Consider the following 16,846-nt stretch of genomic DNA (forward strand, 5'->3'; position numbering starts at 1 on the left):
AAATCTTCTATTTATATGGAAGCTTTAAAGATCATTAAAATTAAGACATAAAAAAAGACCTTTCAAATGAATTACACTTAAAAGGTCTTTCTAAAAATTTATAAAATAAAATTAGAGTTTCTGACGGTTATCTCCAGAGTTTCTATCAATTAATTTATTGTAAGGGTCTACTCCTACTTCTGTAGGCTTTTCATCAACAGTAATAGAAATTTTATTATCGATTAAAGTGATTTTATGTTTCTTTAAATACAATTGCTTTTCTTTCATCTCACCATCAACTTCATGCTCTGTAAACACTCCGACATCTATATAATCTTGAAGCGGTAATGATAAAATAGGTTTCGTCTTACCTTCTGGCAAGTATGAGATTGAATCTCTTCCTGTTTCAGAAAATAATTGTTTTCCTTTTTCATCATTTCTGTATTTACTAACATCAAATTCAATATCTACTTTGTATTTACCGTTGTCTAATTCGGTAGACGTTACATTTTTAATACTATTGTCATAAACCGTTATGGTTTCAAACATATCTTTTATAACATATTGTAAACTATCTGGCGTAACTGCTTTAATATGATTTACCATATCTATAGACGTTGTATAAGGTGGCTCTTGAAATTTTACTTTTTCAACATACGTTTTTAATGCGCTATTTAAGACCTCTTCCCCAAGATAATCACTAAGTGCATAAAAGACTAATGATCCTTTTTCATAACGAATATAGCCTTGTCCATCATTGTACATTAATGGGTTTTCACGCTTACGCTCAAAGGTTCTTTGGAAAAGGTAACTATCTAATGATTTTTTTAGAAACTTACGCATTTGTGCTTTACCTAATTCTTTTTCTAACACTTTTAACGCTACGTATTCCGATAAACTTTCAGATAACATTGTTGCTCCTAAAACATCGGCCCCAATGACTTGGTGTGCCCACCATTGATGTGCAACCTCGTGAACGGTAATAGCGTAGGTATAATTTAGATCCCCATCTTCATTATCTTCTACATCTGCTATAAAACCTGCATCACCAGAAAAAGGAATTGTATTAGGAAATGATTGCGCAAAACCTCCACTTGGAAATTCTACAATTCGAAGTTGTTTATGCTGATAAGGGCTAAAATTTTCGCTATTGTAAGCCAACGAAGCCTTCATACCATCCATCATACTTTCTAAATTATACTCGTGTCCTTTGTGGTAATAAATCTCAAGATCTACATCCTTCCATTTGTCTTTTTTCACTTCATATTTAGCTGAATTATAAGCGTAAAAATTCAAGATTTTACTATCCATTTTATAATGAAAATAGCGTCTTCCATCTTCTACCCATTCTTTTTGAAGATAACCCGGTGCAATTGCAATTTGATCTTCACTTGTGCTTACGGTCGTTTCAAAATCAATCCAATCGCTATCTTTTGAAATATAGGTATTACCTAAAGCCGTAGAATCTGAAGGATGTGGTCTTAGCTCATTAGGTGCTAATCCGTATTTCTCACGTGTTTTATCGTCTGAAAGTTCACCTCCATTATAACCTAAATTAGGAAACAGTTGTGTATTATTAATAAAAGTTCCATTTTCTATAACTGGTGAATTAGAAACAAACAATGTGTTGGGTTTATTTTTTACTGTAAAATTCAAAATCAATGAATCTCCAGGTTGCATTGGTTGTTTTAACTTATAAATATCGAAATTATAAAGTGTATCTTCAGAAACAAGCGTGTTTTCACGATTAAACTTGAAAGTACTCTCGTAATCATTATGATTTAAGAAAATGCTATCAATAACCTTATTGGTTTTATTAATCATGGTGTATTCACCTGAAGATTCAAAATTTCGTTCATCTATAAATAAATCTAAATTAACGTTTACTGCAACAATTCTAGGTTGTGCATAATCTTCGTATTTCTTATATTTCTTCTCCCAATTAACACGTAATTCTTCTCGTTCTTTTGAAGAATAAAGATCATTATTAATATTTGTAGCATGATAAATGGTATAACCCATCGCTAAGAAACCACCTAAAAACACAACTAAAGCTATAGCAATAGGTGTTTTAAAACGCTCTTTTGCAATTGCAATGCGTTCTGCAAATGAACTTGGTAAACCACGTACCCAAAACAAAGCTGCAATAAGCATTAAAACTAATCCTCCAAGAACCCAGTAGAATTTATAAATTAAATACCTAGCTAAAGAATCTCCGTAACCATTCATATCATTATAACTAAAGCCCGAACCTTCATTATACTTAAATAAAGGTTGTTCTACACCAGCTAGAGTTAAAAAAGGAATTCCTATAGAAACAACTAATAATACAAATAAGCCTAAATATGGATTTCTTATTAAAGTCTGAACCATTAAAGCTAAAAAGGCCCAAATGATATAATTAATCAGCTTTAATCCGAATAATTCTTTAATGTATAAACCTAATTCAATATCATAATAGCCCTTGTAAAGTTGAAATAAAATCCCTGCAACCATAATGACAGAAAGTAATAACATCTGCATTTTTACAATAGCAATAAACTTAGATAAAAATAGAGACCAGTTTGGAATTGGTGTTACATCTTCTAAACCATTCATATTAGAAATCTTACTGCGATTTACTAACATTCCGGCATAAAGAAATGTACATATATTAATAGCAATCACAAATACTCCACCACCTTGTAACATTAACCATGTTCTTGGGTATGATGATGCACCAACTTGGCTTCCGGCTTCAGATAATGCAACTAAAACAATAATAAGCCCCACTAAAACAATACTGATAAACGCCCAACTTTTTACAATATATTTGAATTCTATATGAGCTATTTTCCAAGTGGCTTTTAAGTTTTGAATAAAAGAATAATCATACCCTACTTTTGGTAAGTTAATTTTAGTAATACCACCAAAGTTTCGTTTTGTAGAACGTTCGCCTTTTTTCTTCTTAAAGAATGAAAACGACATGGCATTTTGACTGAATGTAAATAATTTAAAAACAATACCAAATACAATTGTTGCAACACCTAACCATAATAAACGGTTATAAACGATGACTTCTTTAATAGGAATTTGTAATTCATTTTGTTCGTAAACCGTCCAATAACGGGTATAATAACTAACAGCAGAAGATCCAAAAGGATCAAATAACGAAGCTAAATAACGACTGTCTTGGTCGTATAAAAAATTATCTGTTATTCTTTGAATAAACAACAATAAAATCACAGTTATAAATCCGGCAGCAATATTTCTAGAAAAGGTAACTACTGCAAAAACGATAGCTCCAAACAATAAAATATTAGGCAATATAAAAAGCCAATAAGCATTAAAATACGATTGAATATCAAACGCAATAACCAAATCTGAATTTATGCCAGGCAATCTAAAACCAATAAACATACCGATACCTATTGTAAACACAATAAGAGATACAACGGTAATAGCACTAAAGAATTTAGCAAATAGATAATTCGCTTTTGTAAATGGATAAGAATAGAGAATGGAATGCATTTCACTTTTAAAATCTCTATTTACTGAAGCACCAATAATGGATGGAAATAAAAAGAAGATTAAAATTGTTAAACCATTAAAAAGACCATTTACTCCAACAGGTGAATTTACTATCCGAGAAGAGCCAGTTGTTGCTGTAATACTATCGAAAATACCAGCAGTAGTTGCCGCCATTAACAATGCCAACATAAAAAATATGGCCATATAAATATAAGTCGCTGGTCGTTTTAACCAGTACTTTAATTCGTGAAAAAATATAGTAGAAAACATAGATGTACTTTTTTTAAATGATTTAGGATTAAACTGCAGTTACAGGTTCGTCCTCTTTTAGTGCAATAAAGTACACATCGTCAAGCTGTGGCTCAATCGATTTAAAATCCTCACTAGGTTGTTCCTCACTAAACACACGGATATTAAGAGAGTTATCTTCGTTATAATTAGAAGATAACACATTGAATTGTGCTTCGTGCGTTTCTAAATCATCTCTATCTATAATTTTAGTCCAAATACGACCTTGCAATTCTATTCTTGCCTGAGATGGTGTGGCTTGTTTTAAAATACGTCCACCATTTAAAATGGCCATATCGTTACAAAGTTCCTTGACATCTTCAACTATATGTGTCGAAAAAATTACTGTACAATTGGTACCAACCTCACGCAACACATTTAAAAAACGATGACGCTCTGCAGGATCTAAACCAGCTGTTGGCTCATCTACAATAATTAATTTTGGATTATTTAATAATAATTGAGCAATTCCGAAACGCTGTTTCATACCACCAGAATAACCTGCGACATGCTTTTTACGCATGTCATAAAGATTGGTAATATCTAAAACCTCTTTAACTAAAGCTTTTCTGTCTGATTTAGATCGAATACCTTTTAAGGTTGCAAAATAATCTAGTAAATCTTCAGCAGACATTTTTGGATACACACCAAAAGATTGTGGTAAATAACCCAAAACTTTACGTAAAGCCATTTTATCTTTTAAAACATCAATATCACCAAACATAATAGATCCAGAATCCGGACTCTGTAATGTTGCAATAGTTCTCATTAAAGACGATTTCCCTGCACCATTTGGTCCTAAAAGTCCAAACATTCCTGTTCCGATTTCAAGATTTAGATTATCTGTGGCTTTAACACCATTTTTATAAGTTTTGGTAAGGTTCTTTATTACAAGCTTCATAAAGTATGGTTTTAGATTATAATTCTATTAGTATTAAAATAGATGAATTTGTTACAAAAAAATCTAAAAGCTTCTAAAAGCTGAATAAATCCTTTTACTTTTACATAAATCAAATATCTACATATGGCTTCTAAGAGCATACTTAATAAAAAATCACTCGATTTTCTTGAAAAATATTTAAATAATGCCTCACCAACAGGTTACGAATGGGAAGGGCAAAAAATCTGGATGGATTACCTTAAACCCTATGCAGATGAATTTATTACAGACACTTACGGTTCTGCTGTTGCTGTTATAAACCCTGAAGCAAAATATAAAGTGGTTATTGAAGGGCATGCCGATGAAATTTCATGGTATGTGAATTACATTTCGGATAACGGTTTACTCTATGTTATCAGAAATGGTGGTAGTGATCATCAAATTGCACCGAGTAAGGTTGTAAACATTCATACAAAAAATGGCATTGTAAAAGGTGTATTTGGATGGCCAGCAATTCATACCAGAAGTAAAGCAAAAGAACAAGCGCCTAAGCCTGATAATATCTGCATTGATATAGGAGCAAAAGATAAGGAAGAAGTTGAAAAAATGGGAGTTCATGTTGGTTGTGTAATTACTTACCCTGACGAATTTCATATTTTGAATAAAGACAAATTTGTTTGTCGTGCGTTAGACAACAGAATGGGTGGTTTTATGATTGCTGAAGTGGCGCGTTTACTTAAAGAAAATAAGAAAACACTTCCTTTTGGATTATATATTACCAACTCTGTACAAGAAGAAATTGGTTTACGTGGCGCTGAAATGATTGCACAAACCATTAAGCCAAACGTAGCAATTGTAACAGATGTTACCCATGATACAACAACACCTATGATTGACCAAAAGACGCAAGGTTATGCTGAAATTGGAAAAGGTCCTGTTGTTGCTTATGCACCTGCCGTACAACAAAAATTACGTGATTTAATTACGGATACAGCTGATGAGAAGAAAATTCCTTTTCAACGTGCTGCATTATCTAGAGCTACCGGAACAGATACAGACGCCTTTGCTTATAGTAATGGTGGTGTTGCTTCTGCTTTAATTTCTTTACCATTGCGTTATATGCATACTACTGTAGAAATGGTGCATCGAGATGATGTTGAGAATGTTATTAAATTAATTTATGAAACTTTATTAAAAATAGAAGACGGAGAAACGTTTAGCTATTTTAAATAGAAAATATCAGACCTGTCAGTTTTTTATAACCTGACAGGTCTATTTTATTTTATGGATGAAATTTTAGATATCGTTGACAAAAACGGTAAACCAACAGGAAGAACTGCACTAAAATCTGAAGCGCATTCTAAAGGCTTGTATCACAATACCATTCACTTATGGCTGTACACCTCTAAAGGTGAAATATTACTACAGCAACGCTCTCACAAAAAATCAATTTACCCATTGCTTTGGGATGTTTCTGCTGCAGGACATATAGATGCTGGAGAAACATTTATAACAGCAGCTTTACGGGAAACAAAAGAAGAATTAGGTTTAGAATTAGAACCAAAAGATCTCACCAAAATTGGAACCTTTCTTCATGAAAGTAGCTATGCTGAAGGTAAAATTCAAGATAATGAATTTCATCAAGTATTTATTGCAGAATTAACCGTTCCATTAAACACTTTAGTAATACAAGACTCTGAAGTTGAAGCTATAAAATTAGTATCGCTCGAAGAGTTTTATAATTTATTAAACAATAGTGAAACTAACATGCACTTTGTAGCGAGTAATCGCGACTATTATTTAAAAGTACTAGAAACAGTAAAGAATAAGCTTTAATTATACTAGTATTTAAAAACACATTTCAGAACCTTAACAAGGTTCTAATTTTTTAATTCTTATCAAAAAATTAAAACCCCAACTAATAGATTAGCTGAGGTTTTTAAAGCTAGTCAAACTTGAAACCATCAAAGCCCCCTTAGACAAATAGCGATCCCTACATCCTATTTTATGGCTTCAAATTATGACCTTTCAAAAAATTTAGAACATGATATATAAAATACCTTTCTTTTATTTAGTATTTCAAAAATACACATCAAATAGACAAAACCTGTCCTTTTTATAATTAATGTTAATTATTTATTGCTGTAAATAAAATAATATTGTTAAATTATTAACACATAGGTTTATAGCTTAGATAATATTTTATCAACTTTATATTTAATTCCTTTATCTGCATTCACTAATGATTTATTAGTTGATATAAGGTCTATTTTATGATTCAAAATATGTCTTAAATTAGCCATCCAATCTTCCATACGCATTTTTCCTTTCGATTGATTAATCGTTCTCAACGTCACTGCTACATTTTCTGGACAATTAACCACTTGTGCAATTTCGGCATTCGTTAAACGATCACGGTAGGTCATAAAAACGTCTTCTGATGAGCGTATGTGCTCGTAATCATATCTATCTCCACCTCGTAAAGTTTCTCCGGTATAGCAATCTGTATATAACGCTATACCATCTCCACCTCTAGTTAAAGCTTGTTGATGCATTTGTGCTTTTACTTTGGTGAAAAGAAGGTCGATTTCTTTGCGGTGGTATGGGCGGTTTGGGTTTTGCATTTTAATATTACCAATTTTAAATCATTATATCCTGACCAACCTTATCTACTTAAAAAGTTACGGCCAAGTTACGTCAATACAGCAGCCATGAACCCATCCTGATTTACCTGTTTCGGAAATAATTGCAAACCAAACGTCTGAAATCTCATTACCGTTCAATTCAATAGTCGTTTTAAAACTACTTATTTTATCAACATTAACAAATGAATCTTTTTTTAATAATTCAATAGTTTCTCCATCTAAATTAGGTTTATCTCTTAATCTTAAGTTTTCTACTAAAATATAACCAAAGCCACCAGCCTCTTCTTCAAGTAAAGGGGTATTGTCAAGGACAAAATCTTTATTACTAACTGATATTATTAAATCAATATTATTTTTCTCAACCTTAGATAAAAGAGTAATAACCTCTTTATGCATTGGCTTGTACCAGTTTTGCTTTCTGAAATAATGATCCATCTCACTATCTGACATAAAAATATACCCATGACGCGCAAAAATCTCATTGCGCATAATTTTCAAGTTATTTTCTGAATACTTCTTATTTCTTAATTCAGAAAGAGTAAGTAATCTATGCGAAGTAAATGGATAAAGCCCCAAGCTATTCTTATCAATTTCTACAATATTCTTCTCATAATCATCAGATTCGCTATCCGTTTCAATATTAATTCTTTCCTCAGAAAGATCTTTCTTCTCTGATTCAAGCAAATGATCTAAACAAGACGTCAACAATAATGACGGAATAATAAAAAATAATAATTTTTTCATTGATTTTTATATTCGTTGTATCCTTAACCTTTAAATAATTCTATATTCTTCCGTTTAACTCTATTTTTTAGATGCAGGGCGTGACATAACGGTTTATACCATAAAAAACTAAATAATAGAATTATAAAACTATTAGAAAAGAAAAAACCAACGAATATTAATAACATAAATAAATAATAATTGTATTTATAAAGTCGAATTCTTAAATCTTCTAAACTATGATGAACTTTCTCGTATTCTCTATAGTTTGTATTATCTCTTCCTAAAAGCAGGTCTTTCCATGCCTCTTTCATTGTTAATCCAAATTTTACGTTATTCATAAGTTATAGTATTAGGTCAGCACCATTAAGAAAACTATCAATTTCTTGATCTAAATTTTCATTAAAATTTTTAGCGTTAGGGTTAATTAATTTAGCTGCTTTTTCAAGTCCTTCAATATTCTTTTCTGATAAGACCTTTTTAACATCATCATGATTTGCCTTATTCAGTTTGATATTTCTTTTTAAATCTTCAGCATAATTTAAAATCTTATCAGCTAATAGCTGCTCGTTGAGTTCGTTCGCCTTATTAAGAGACTTGGTCTCTTGATTTAAATTAAAAACTTTTAATTCTACACGTAAGGTCTCTAATCCTACTTTGGCTAAATCGCGTTTAAATTTATTTGCCTTAACAACATCCATACTCTTGGGCATAGGCAAACTTGATAAATATGACTCAATTTTAGAAATTATTTTTGTTTCTGCATCAGGATTTTCGTTTAAATATATATTTAATACATTTTCTAATTTAGACGAAACTTCATGTAATTGTCCATTCACATTTTCGGTTTCAAAATCTCTATATGCCGTAATCACACTTTTTGATAATTCCCTCCTAGTGCTAACGTCTTCTATAACCGCCCTTATCTCTTCTCCAACTAATATAATATTCTTATTTTTTAATTCCATACAACAGCTTTTTTCTGTAATTCTTGATCTAGTTCAATCTCTAGCACATTTCTACTAGCATTAATTATTCTTTTTACCACTGTAATTAATTTAGTCAATTCTTCTTCCGAATTAGGTGTTTTATTAAATTCAGTCATTATTACTTCAGAGTTTGAATTTATTCGTTGATTTATTTCACTTAACTCATTTTCACTTTCAGAGATATATTGATTTATTGTTTCGCGTTTCTCTATCTCATCATTCTTTAAACTTTGTATATATTCATAATCTTCAACAACAGGTTTACAGTAATTTGTCCATTCTTGCAGAGTAGAATAATATACTGTTGATGCTCTACCTAAAGTAAATAATTCAATTAAAATGAAAGGTTTAGTAGGTTTTAATGAAAGTGCTATGAAATATTCTTCTTTTTTAATTTCTAAAATTTCACCGAGTCTTATTTCTTCTTCTTCTGAATACTTTATATTACTATGTAAATCAATGATCTTTTGATTTAAAAATCTTTGTTTTTTAATTAATTTATTGTTTTCGCCTTTAGCTTTATTAATAGTTGGATTTTCCAAAATCCTATCATATAAAGGTTTAAAATCGGAAACTATTATTTCTGAATTACTTTTAATAAAAGTATTATAATTTGGTATAATTGAGTGAGATAATTTAGAATACAGTTTTCCTAATCTAAAAATATCTGCTATAATAAGTTCGTTATCTTCACTCATTTTATGCTTTAGAATCTCAACATCACGTTTAATTAACGCAACAACTTCTTTTGATTTATTCCTTGTATCTATACCTCCCATGATGGCAGCTGCACCTGCTGCAATAGCAACTTGAATTCCAGCACCAATAAGATCACCTTTATTTAAGTCTCTTTTTTTTGAAATAGAGCTCAAATTTTTCCATGCTTCACTAGATTCAGCAGAAACAGAATTACCAAAGTTATTTAAAGCAACATCGACTGTATTTAAAAACTCTTGATGTTGTTCATTAATTTTATTGTAACTTAAATTAAGTTCGTTCCAAGAGTTTTCAAAATCTAACCATTCTATCTGATCAAAATCAAAGAGTTCAGGATATTGCTGTTTTGCACGATTTCCAAATAAATCAATCAATAGCTGCACAACATCGTCTCTTTCACATTTAAGTTCATTTCTTAAAATATTGAAATCATTAATTAAGTTTAAATTAACATTCTTTATCTTATCGTATTCACCAATCATCGCTTCATATCCTTCAAGAACTTTTTTAGCGTATTTTTTTGCACTATCGGCATTACCAATACCTAAAAATTCTTTCTTGAATTCTAATTTTTGAGTACTTACAAGTGTTGTTTCTATCCTAGTTTTAGAGTCTTCATTATTTATTTCAGTAGCATTTGATTTTAAAAGCTTAACTTTTTTGGTTAAGCTATCCTTTTCATTATTTGAAAATTGAGATACATGATTAGAAGAATACAAACGTTTAGGATTATAAACAGCATCATTTCCTATATTCTCCTTTATTGTCTCAACAATAGCTTCTTGAACAATATTAGAGCTCATTTCGTAACTCAACCTTACTAATGCGTTAAATTCTATTGTATCAGCTAAATTTAAATCGTCATGCTTTTCATTAAGTAAACTCACCAATGCACGTCTAGAAATTCGAAGTGGCTCATTAGTTCTAGGTTGTTTATTGGCAAAGTTTTCTCTTGCTATTTTAGCTATTGAAGATGCAATTTCTTCATTAGAATATTTATCAGAAAACTTCATTGAAATATCAATTTCTTTCATGTGTTTTTTTTTATTAAACTGTATATAGTGATAATAGGAAGGAATTATTTGAAATTTTAATTTAGTCAAACACGTTTATACTCTAAATACCCCAAACTCAAATACCCTTCAGGTTTTAAGTCAATTCCATGAACTCTTTTAAAAGCCTTATGTATTTTATCCACCTCGTCAAAAGGATTAGAAAACATACTACTTACCTGTACAGATAAACCTGCATCTACATACTCGCCCTGTACATTTATTGCACATTTTGTTTTAATTTCAAATGTTGCCATTGTATTTTTTTAAATTAGTGAATCATTAAATCATCCTCAGAAATCTACACCCATTTATGAAACACAACTTCAACAGTATTTTCTGAAGATTTACAAGTAATACTCGTATTTAATTGAGAAGTGACAGTATCATTTTTGTGGATGCCACAGATACTGCATTTATAAGTTGCCATAGGTTGGTTATTTTGGGGTAATTTCTAATAATGCTCAAATCTATTCTTGAAATCGACAAAATATGTCCGTTTCAAAAATATGTTTTTAAGGACATGAAATTAGACTGTCTTTATAAGACATAAAAACATTAAAGGAGAAAACTAGACAAGGAGAATGTAATTAAAGGAATCTACTCATAATAACCCAACATTAACCCCAAATGATGCTTTACATATGCTTTAACACGTAATGGACTAACCACCTTCACCCAAAGATTATATTTTAAAATATCCATTAAAAACTCATAATTAGGCTCAATAAAAATCTTTATTTCACCCCAAATATCTGAATTTAAATAATCTAACGCTACAGTATCCATTTTTTTAGGGCGAAAGATAATTTCTTGACTATGATGAATCGGATTTAACTCTAAATACTTAAAATGATGATTGGCTACTTGAATATAAATCCATTCAGGTTGCATATCTGTTTTTAATATTCCAATAGCATTTTTAAAATATTCAGAAGAATTAAAACTAACAGGCTCTCTAACAATTTGTTTACTGATTTTTAGAGATTTAATTCTATCATCCAAACAAAAAGCATAAATACCATATTCATTGTTGTGAGCTATTAAATACCATGCTTTATTAATTTCTTTAATATGTAAAGGTTGAAAAAAACCAGAAAGTGTTTGAAAACCACTGTCATCATACCAACCTTGATATTCAATTTCGATAAAATATTTTTGCTCTATCGCATGAATAAGCGGTACTAAATCTACCTGAGAACTTAAAGAACTGCGTGCTGTAGTAACATACGGTTTCCAAGCATGTGCATGATGATGCAAAAGATATAATTCTGTTTTCTCATAAATTTCTTTTAAAGCTTCACTTATTTCATATCCATCTACAAAATAACCATAGTTGCGCTTATGTAAAACAATAGCTTGGTAATAGGATTTAATTTTATCCAAATCACGTTTAATCGTTTTTTGACTATGCAGATTCAGTTTATCATATAAGGCATCCTCATTATTGTCTGCACGAATATGATCTAATGCTCGCTGCAAATCTTCTAATGGCACAAATCCATTTTTATCAATACCGTAAATTTTAGGGTTAGAAATGATACGTAAAATATAATAGCGGCGAAGAAATTCTGGGGTCATAGCAGGGATTAAAAAACGAATTTAATAATAAAGTTTCAAACGACTAAAAGTAAACTGTTTTTATATATTTGAAAACCAAATACACTACATGACATCGGTTTTTAGTAAAAAGGATTTTATCGCAACGAAGTGGTTTACTCTAGAGAAATTAATACAATTAATCACAGGTGTATTTATTGTTCCTCAAATATTTAGCACCTTAGGTACCGTAGATATTGGTAAACTTAAATTTGTAGAATCTATACTAGGCATGTTTACTCCCCTATTATTTTTAGGACTATCTGCCATATGTATAAGAGAAATTGTTTTTAACCCAAAACGAAGCGAACAAATTTTAGCCACAGCTTTCTATCTTAGACTCATAAGCTGGATTATTATTTTTATCGGAATTGCTATTTATTATGGCTTATCTAAAAATAGCCCACTTACTAGCTTATATCTAATCATTGCCTTTAGTTATTTATTTAAACTCACCGATGTTTTTGAATATTATTTATTAGCTAAAAAATGGACAAAGATCATATTTATCAGTAAAATTAGTACGTTAATTATTATTGTCACTTTACAATATTATGGTGTTAAAAACCATTTGGATGTTAACTATTTTGCCAAACTTATAATTCTAGACTTCCTGATTCAGGGGGGGATTTATATCCTAATTTTAAAGTATAAAAAGACATTTTCATTTAAGAAATGGAGATTCTCAGGAGACTTAGCAAAATCTTTATTAAAGATGTCATTTCCTTTAATACTGTCTAATGGTCTAATTATGTTTTACATTACTATTGACGAACTTTTTTTAAAATATTTTTTAGGCGATCATGCCAACGGAATCTTTGCTACAGTTCAGTTTTTAGTCATAGCATTAACTTGGAATGTTGGGTTTTCTATCATTAATGCTCTATATCCTTCCCTTGCAGAATCCTTTCAAAATAATAGTTTACTGTATGTGAAAAAAGTAAAAAAAATATTAAAAATCATGTGTTTTTTGGGATTATTAATAGGTGTTTTTTATTCCTTTTTCGGAAATCTTATCTTGAATAATTATTTCACAGAAGATTATACAGAAGCACAAATACCATTATTAATTTTCTGCTGGTCACCGCTTTTTATTTTTATAGGTATGATTTATGAAAAACACTTAATCAACACTAATGATCTTCAAAAAAACGTGTATCGATTTATACTTGGCTGTGTTTCTAATATTATTTTATGCTATTTATTAATTCCTATTTGGCAAGTTACAGGTGCTGCGATTGCGGTTTTAGCAAGTCATTTTATAACCAATATATTATTTATCTTTTTAGACCGTAAAAGCAGAAAACAACTCTTATCTCTTTTTTAATTATTTTTGATTCATGAATTTACTCTTACTAGCCATTGCTCCCGTTTTTAGTATCATTTTATATGTCTATTTTCAAGATAAATATGATAAAGAACCTAAAAAATTACTCATCATTAGTTTTCTATTAGGCGCTATAGTAAGCATCTTAATTGTATTCTCTCTCTATTTTTTCACCGGACGATTAATCCCAATAACTGACCAGTTTAGTATTTGGCAGCAATTTATACAAGCATTTGTAGTTGTGGCGCTGGCTGAAGAATTCAGTAAATACGTCATTGTAAAATACTATGCACAAACTAAAAAAGCATTCAATGAACCTTACGATGGCATTATGTATGCCGTAATGGTTTCTATGGGTTTTGCTTGTACAGAAAACATTATGTATGTTATTGGCGGCGGCGGTTACGAAGTTGCAGTTTTAAGAGCTTTCACAGCGGTCCCAGCGCATGCTGTTTTTGGTGTTATGATGGGCTATTTTATGGGCAAGGCAAAATTCTCAAAAAACAGAGTTTTACTTAATTTTACAGGTCTTTTATTAGCCATTTTATTTCATGGTGCTTACGACTTCTTTTTGTTCATTAATTTTATCCCAGGGATTTCTATTGGTGCATTTGTTTCCCTAATAATAGGGATTATTTTATCTAAAAAAGCGATTAAAGCACATCAAGATAATTCACACTTTAAAGCTTAATAAAACACCGAAAACTTTCATATTAAAAAAAGCATAGAGAATCTACATTTTATAGTTTATCCTATATTTTAAATAATATTTAGCGTTTCACCTTAAATATTTCTTATTTTGCAATATATTAAGCGATAAACAACTAATCACGTAAACTCTCTACTTTATGTACAAAATTAAAGTCAACGCTTCTCACACTTTCGATGTCACAAAAGAAAGTATGGAAACACTAGACGCTATTAAAACAGCACCTAATCATTATCACATTCTTCAAGATAATACCACAATTAAAGCCGAAGTTTTAAATGCTGATTTCAACAAGAAATTATATGCTGTTAAAGTCAACAATAATATTTTTGAAGTGAATATTTGTGATATTCTAGATCAGCAAATTGAAGCTTTAGGTTTTGAAATTGGCGCTTCTAAGCAAGTCAATGAAATCAATGCTCCAATGCCTGGATTAATATTAGAAATTAACGTTAGCGTAGGACAAGAAGTCAAAGAAAATGATGTTTTATTAATTTTAGAAGCCATGAAAATGGAAAACGTCATTCACTCTCCACGAGAAGGAGTTATTAAATCTATTCAAGTCAAAGAAAGGCAAACTGTTGACAAAAACACCCTTTTAATTGAATTTGAATAACTTAAACGTCAGTTCGAGTATTTTGTGAAGCTTCAGAAAAATGTATAGAAAAACATTTTACCACAAAGCTTCTATATCGTTCTATTGAGGTCCATCGAATAATAAAATTCATAAAATAATTTCACTCAAAGTGACGCTAAAGCCCCATTTATTATTCTATCGTTAGTTTGAGTATTCAGCCTTTTTTGTTTGAATATATCGAGAACCTGTAAGTAAATAATAACCTTAATTACAATCTTTGAACGACAAATGAATAATTGAAATTACATTAAAAATACTTCCAGTTAGAATATCAAAATAAGATACTGAAATAAATTCAGCATAATATGAAAAAATTACTAGTAGCCAATAGAGGAGAAATAGCCATTAGAATAATGCAAACAGCAAAAAAAATGGGTATTAAAACTGTTGCTGTTTTTTCGGAAGCAGACCGTAATGCTCCACATGTTAAATATGCAGATCAAGCTGTTTGTATCGGTCCTGCTCCATCAAACGAATCCTATTTAAAAGGAAATACAATAATAGAAGTTTCAAAATCACTTCATGTAGATGCCATTCATCCTGGTTATGGTTTTTTAAGTGAGAATGCTGACTTTGCAGAATTATGCGAAGAAAATAATATTATTTTCATCGGCCCGCGTTCTAAAGCCATCAAGCTAATGGGTAACAAATTAGCAGCAAAAGAAACGATAAAAGATTATAATATTCCCATGGTACCAGGAACAGATGAGGCGATCACTGATATTCCTAAAGCTAAAAAAATAGCAAAAGAAATAGGCTTTCCTATTCTTATAAAAGCTTCTGCTGGAGGAGGCGGAAAAGGAATGCGTATTGTTGAAAATGAAGTCGAGTTTGAATCACAAATGAATAGAGCCATAAGTGAAGCTACATCTTCATTTGGTGATGGTTCTGTATTTATTGAAAAATATGTGGCTTCACCAAGACATATAGAAATTCAGGTCATGGCAGATACTCATGGACACATAATTCACCTTTTTGAACGCGAATGTTCAATACAACGTCGTCATCAAAAAATCATTGAAGAAGCCCCTTCTGCAGTATTAACGCCAGAATTAAGAGAGAAAATGGGACAAGCTGCGATAAATGTAGCGCGCTCATGTGATTATGTTGGTGCAGGAACGGTAGAATTTCTTTTAGATGAAAACTTCAATTTCTACTTCTTAGAAATGAATACCAGACTTCAGGTTGAACATCCTGTTACCGAGTGGATTTCTGGAGTCGATTTGGTAGAACTTCAAATAAAAGTTGCGAGAGGTGAAGAATTAAACATCAAGCAAGAAGATTTACAAATTAAAGGTCACGCTTTAGAACTTCGTGTTTATGCTGAAGATACCATGAATGACTTTTTACCAAGTGTTGGTAATTTAGAAATTTATAAACTTCCTGAAGGAAACAATATAAGAGTCGATGATGGTTATGAGGAAGGCATGGATATTCCTATTTATTACGATCCAATGCTAGCTAAACTGATAACTTATGGTAATACCAGAGAGGAAGCAATTGCACTTATGATAACTGCAATTAATAATTACCAAATAAAAGGGGTACACAGCACATTACCGTTTGGCCGTTTTGTTTGTGAACATGATGCTTTTAGAAGTGGAAATTTTGACACCCATTTTGTAAAAAATTATTACTCATTTAATTTATTAAAAGAACAACATTTATTAGAGTCTGAAATTGCAGCAAAAATTGCATTAAAGCATTTCTTAAAAGAACATAAAATTTTACGAGTTCCTAATTAATCATTGTTAGTCATTAGCAAGCAATGTGTATAGACTCATCTAATCA

Annotated in this window: 16 protein-coding genes; 6 read left to right on the plus strand and 10 right to left on the minus strand. The window is 30.6% G+C overall.

Annotation, left to right across the window (positions count from 1 at the left end; all coding sequences use genetic code 11):
• Window positions 1-111: 111 nt before the first annotated feature.
• A complete protein-coding gene (locus HSX10_RS15415) occupies window positions 112-3,759 on the minus strand; it encodes an ABC transporter permease/M1 family aminopeptidase (RefSeq protein WP_173589142.1) in 3,648 nt (1,215 codons plus the stop codon).
• A gap of 28 nt (window positions 3,760-3,787) precedes the next feature.
• Window positions 3,788-4,678, minus strand: a complete 891-nt coding sequence (locus HSX10_RS15420; protein ID WP_173589143.1) for an ABC transporter ATP-binding protein — start codon at window positions 4,676-4,678, stop codon at window positions 3,788-3,790.
• A 123-nt stretch (window positions 4,679-4,801) separates the two neighbouring features.
• Here HSX10_RS15420 and HSX10_RS15425 point away from each other — a divergent pair, with 123 nt between their 5' ends.
• Window positions 4,802-5,890 carry a M42 family metallopeptidase gene (locus tag HSX10_RS15425; protein WP_173589144.1) on the plus strand — a complete coding sequence of 363 codons (1,089 nt, stop codon included), beginning with the start codon at window positions 4,802-4,804 and terminating at the stop codon, window positions 5,888-5,890.
• 51 nt (window positions 5,891-5,941) lie between these two features.
• The gene (locus tag HSX10_RS15430) at window positions 5,942-6,493 is read left to right on the plus strand and encodes an NUDIX hydrolase (protein WP_173589145.1); all 552 of its coding nucleotides are present in this window, start codon (window positions 5,942-5,944) and stop codon (window positions 6,491-6,493) included.
• A gap of 347 nt (window positions 6,494-6,840) precedes the next feature.
• Here HSX10_RS15430 and HSX10_RS15435 read toward each other — a convergent pair whose 3' ends face one another.
• The 8 genes from HSX10_RS15435 to HSX10_RS15465 all read right to left on the minus strand — a co-directional run bounded on the left by HSX10_RS15435 (window position 6,841) and on the right by HSX10_RS15465 (window position 12,364).
• Complete coding sequence (locus tag HSX10_RS15435) at window positions 6,841-7,281, minus strand: hypothetical protein (protein ID WP_173589146.1); 441 nt, start codon at window positions 7,279-7,281, stop codon at window positions 6,841-6,843.
• A gap of 57 nt (window positions 7,282-7,338) precedes the next feature.
• Window positions 7,339-8,046 carry a YARHG domain-containing protein gene (locus tag HSX10_RS15440; RefSeq protein ID WP_173589147.1) on the minus strand — a complete coding sequence of 236 codons (708 nt, stop codon included), beginning with the start codon at window positions 8,044-8,046 and terminating at the stop codon, window positions 7,339-7,341.
• 23 nt (window positions 8,047-8,069) lie between these two features.
• The gene (locus tag HSX10_RS15445; RefSeq protein WP_173589148.1) at window positions 8,070-8,366 is read right to left on the minus strand and encodes a hypothetical protein; all 297 of its coding nucleotides are present in this window, start codon (window positions 8,364-8,366) and stop codon (window positions 8,070-8,072) included.
• 3 nt (window positions 8,367-8,369) lie between these two features.
• A complete protein-coding gene (locus HSX10_RS15450; protein WP_173589149.1) occupies window positions 8,370-8,993 on the minus strand; it encodes a hypothetical protein in 624 nt (207 codons plus the stop codon).
• Window positions 8,984-10,765: a hypothetical protein gene (locus HSX10_RS15455; RefSeq protein WP_173589150.1), complete on the minus strand. Its 1,782-nt coding sequence runs from the start codon at window positions 10,763-10,765 to the stop codon at window positions 8,984-8,986. The genes HSX10_RS15450 and HSX10_RS15455 overlap by 10 nt, the downstream gene beginning before the upstream one ends.
• 65 nt (window positions 10,766-10,830) lie before the next feature.
• Window positions 10,831-11,040 carry a DUF6140 family protein gene (locus tag HSX10_RS15460; protein ID WP_173589151.1) on the minus strand — a complete coding sequence of 70 codons (210 nt, stop codon included), beginning with the start codon at window positions 11,038-11,040 and terminating at the stop codon, window positions 10,831-10,833.
• Window positions 11,041-11,084: 44 nt separating this feature from the next.
• Window positions 11,085-11,213, minus strand: a complete 129-nt coding sequence (locus HSX10_RS18835; protein ID WP_302476793.1) for a hypothetical protein — start codon at window positions 11,211-11,213, stop codon at window positions 11,085-11,087.
• Between the two features lie 170 nt (window positions 11,214-11,383).
• Window positions 11,384-12,364, minus strand: coding sequence for a helix-turn-helix transcriptional regulator (locus HSX10_RS15465; RefSeq protein ID WP_173589152.1), 981 nt, complete (start codon window positions 12,362-12,364; stop codon window positions 11,384-11,386).
• An 88-nt stretch (window positions 12,365-12,452) separates the two neighbouring features.
• Between HSX10_RS15465 and HSX10_RS15470 the strand changes: the two genes are divergently transcribed.
• The 4 genes from HSX10_RS15470 (at window position 12,453) to accC (ending at window position 16,800) form a co-directional block, all read left to right on the plus strand.
• Complete coding sequence (locus HSX10_RS15470; RefSeq protein ID WP_173589153.1) at window positions 12,453-13,709, plus strand: flippase; 1,257 nt, start codon at window positions 12,453-12,455, stop codon at window positions 13,707-13,709.
• Window positions 13,710-13,722: 13 nt separating this feature from the next.
• Complete coding sequence (locus HSX10_RS15475) at window positions 13,723-14,400, plus strand: PrsW family intramembrane metalloprotease (RefSeq protein ID WP_173589154.1); 678 nt, start codon at window positions 13,723-13,725, stop codon at window positions 14,398-14,400.
• Between the two features lie 157 nt (window positions 14,401-14,557).
• Complete coding sequence (locus HSX10_RS15480) at window positions 14,558-15,034, plus strand: biotin/lipoyl-containing protein (RefSeq protein ID WP_173589155.1); 477 nt, start codon at window positions 14,558-14,560, stop codon at window positions 15,032-15,034.
• A gap of 326 nt (window positions 15,035-15,360) precedes the next feature.
• Window positions 15,361-16,800: an acetyl-CoA carboxylase biotin carboxylase subunit gene (gene accC, locus HSX10_RS15485; protein WP_173589156.1), complete on the plus strand. Its 1,440-nt coding sequence runs from the start codon at window positions 15,361-15,363 to the stop codon at window positions 16,798-16,800.
• The last annotated feature ends 46 nt before the right edge of the window (window positions 16,801-16,846 follow it).

This window comes from Winogradskyella undariae (assembly GCF_013285155.1).
Lineage (GTDB): Bacteria > Bacteroidota > Bacteroidia > Flavobacteriales > Flavobacteriaceae > Winogradskyella > Winogradskyella undariae.

Coding starts and splice junctions, on each gene's coding strand:
- HSX10_RS15415 (WP_173589142.1), bottom strand. CDS start 3,759: ATGTTTTCTACTATATTTTTTCACGAATTAAAGTACTGGTTAAAACGA.
- HSX10_RS15420 (WP_173589143.1), bottom strand. CDS start 4,678: ATGAAGCTTGTAATAAAGAACCTTACCAAAACTTATAAAAATGGTGTT.
- HSX10_RS15425 (WP_173589144.1), top strand. CDS start 4,802: ATGGCTTCTAAGAGCATACTTAATAAAAAATCACTCGATTTTCTTGAA.
- HSX10_RS15430 (WP_173589145.1), top strand. CDS start 5,942: ATGGATGAAATTTTAGATATCGTTGACAAAAACGGTAAACCAACAGGA.
- HSX10_RS15435 (WP_173589146.1), bottom strand. CDS start 7,281: ATGCAAAACCCAAACCGCCCATACCACCGCAAAGAAATCGACCTTCTT.
- HSX10_RS15440 (WP_173589147.1), bottom strand. CDS start 8,046: ATGAAAAAATTATTATTTTTTATTATTCCGTCATTATTGTTGACGTCT.
- HSX10_RS15445 (WP_173589148.1), bottom strand. CDS start 8,366: ATGAATAACGTAAAATTTGGATTAACAATGAAAGAGGCATGGAAAGAC.
- HSX10_RS15450 (WP_173589149.1), bottom strand. CDS start 8,993: ATGGAATTAAAAAATAAGAATATTATATTAGTTGGAGAAGAGATAAGG.
- HSX10_RS15455 (WP_173589150.1), bottom strand. CDS start 10,765: ATGAAAGAAATTGATATTTCAATGAAGTTTTCTGATAAATATTCTAAT.
- HSX10_RS15460 (WP_173589151.1), bottom strand. CDS start 11,040: ATGGCAACATTTGAAATTAAAACAAAATGTGCAATAAATGTACAGGGC.
- HSX10_RS18835 (WP_302476793.1), bottom strand. CDS start 11,213: ATGGCAACTTATAAATGCAGTATCTGTGGCATCCACAAAAATGATACT.
- HSX10_RS15465 (WP_173589152.1), bottom strand. CDS start 12,364: ATGACCCCAGAATTTCTTCGCCGCTATTATATTTTACGTATCATTTCT.
- HSX10_RS15470 (WP_173589153.1), top strand. CDS start 12,453: ATGACATCGGTTTTTAGTAAAAAGGATTTTATCGCAACGAAGTGGTTT.
- HSX10_RS15475 (WP_173589154.1), top strand. CDS start 13,723: ATGAATTTACTCTTACTAGCCATTGCTCCCGTTTTTAGTATCATTTTA.
- HSX10_RS15480 (WP_173589155.1), top strand. CDS start 14,558: ATGTACAAAATTAAAGTCAACGCTTCTCACACTTTCGATGTCACAAAA.
- accC (WP_173589156.1), top strand. CDS start 15,361: ATGAAAAAATTACTAGTAGCCAATAGAGGAGAAATAGCCATTAGAATA.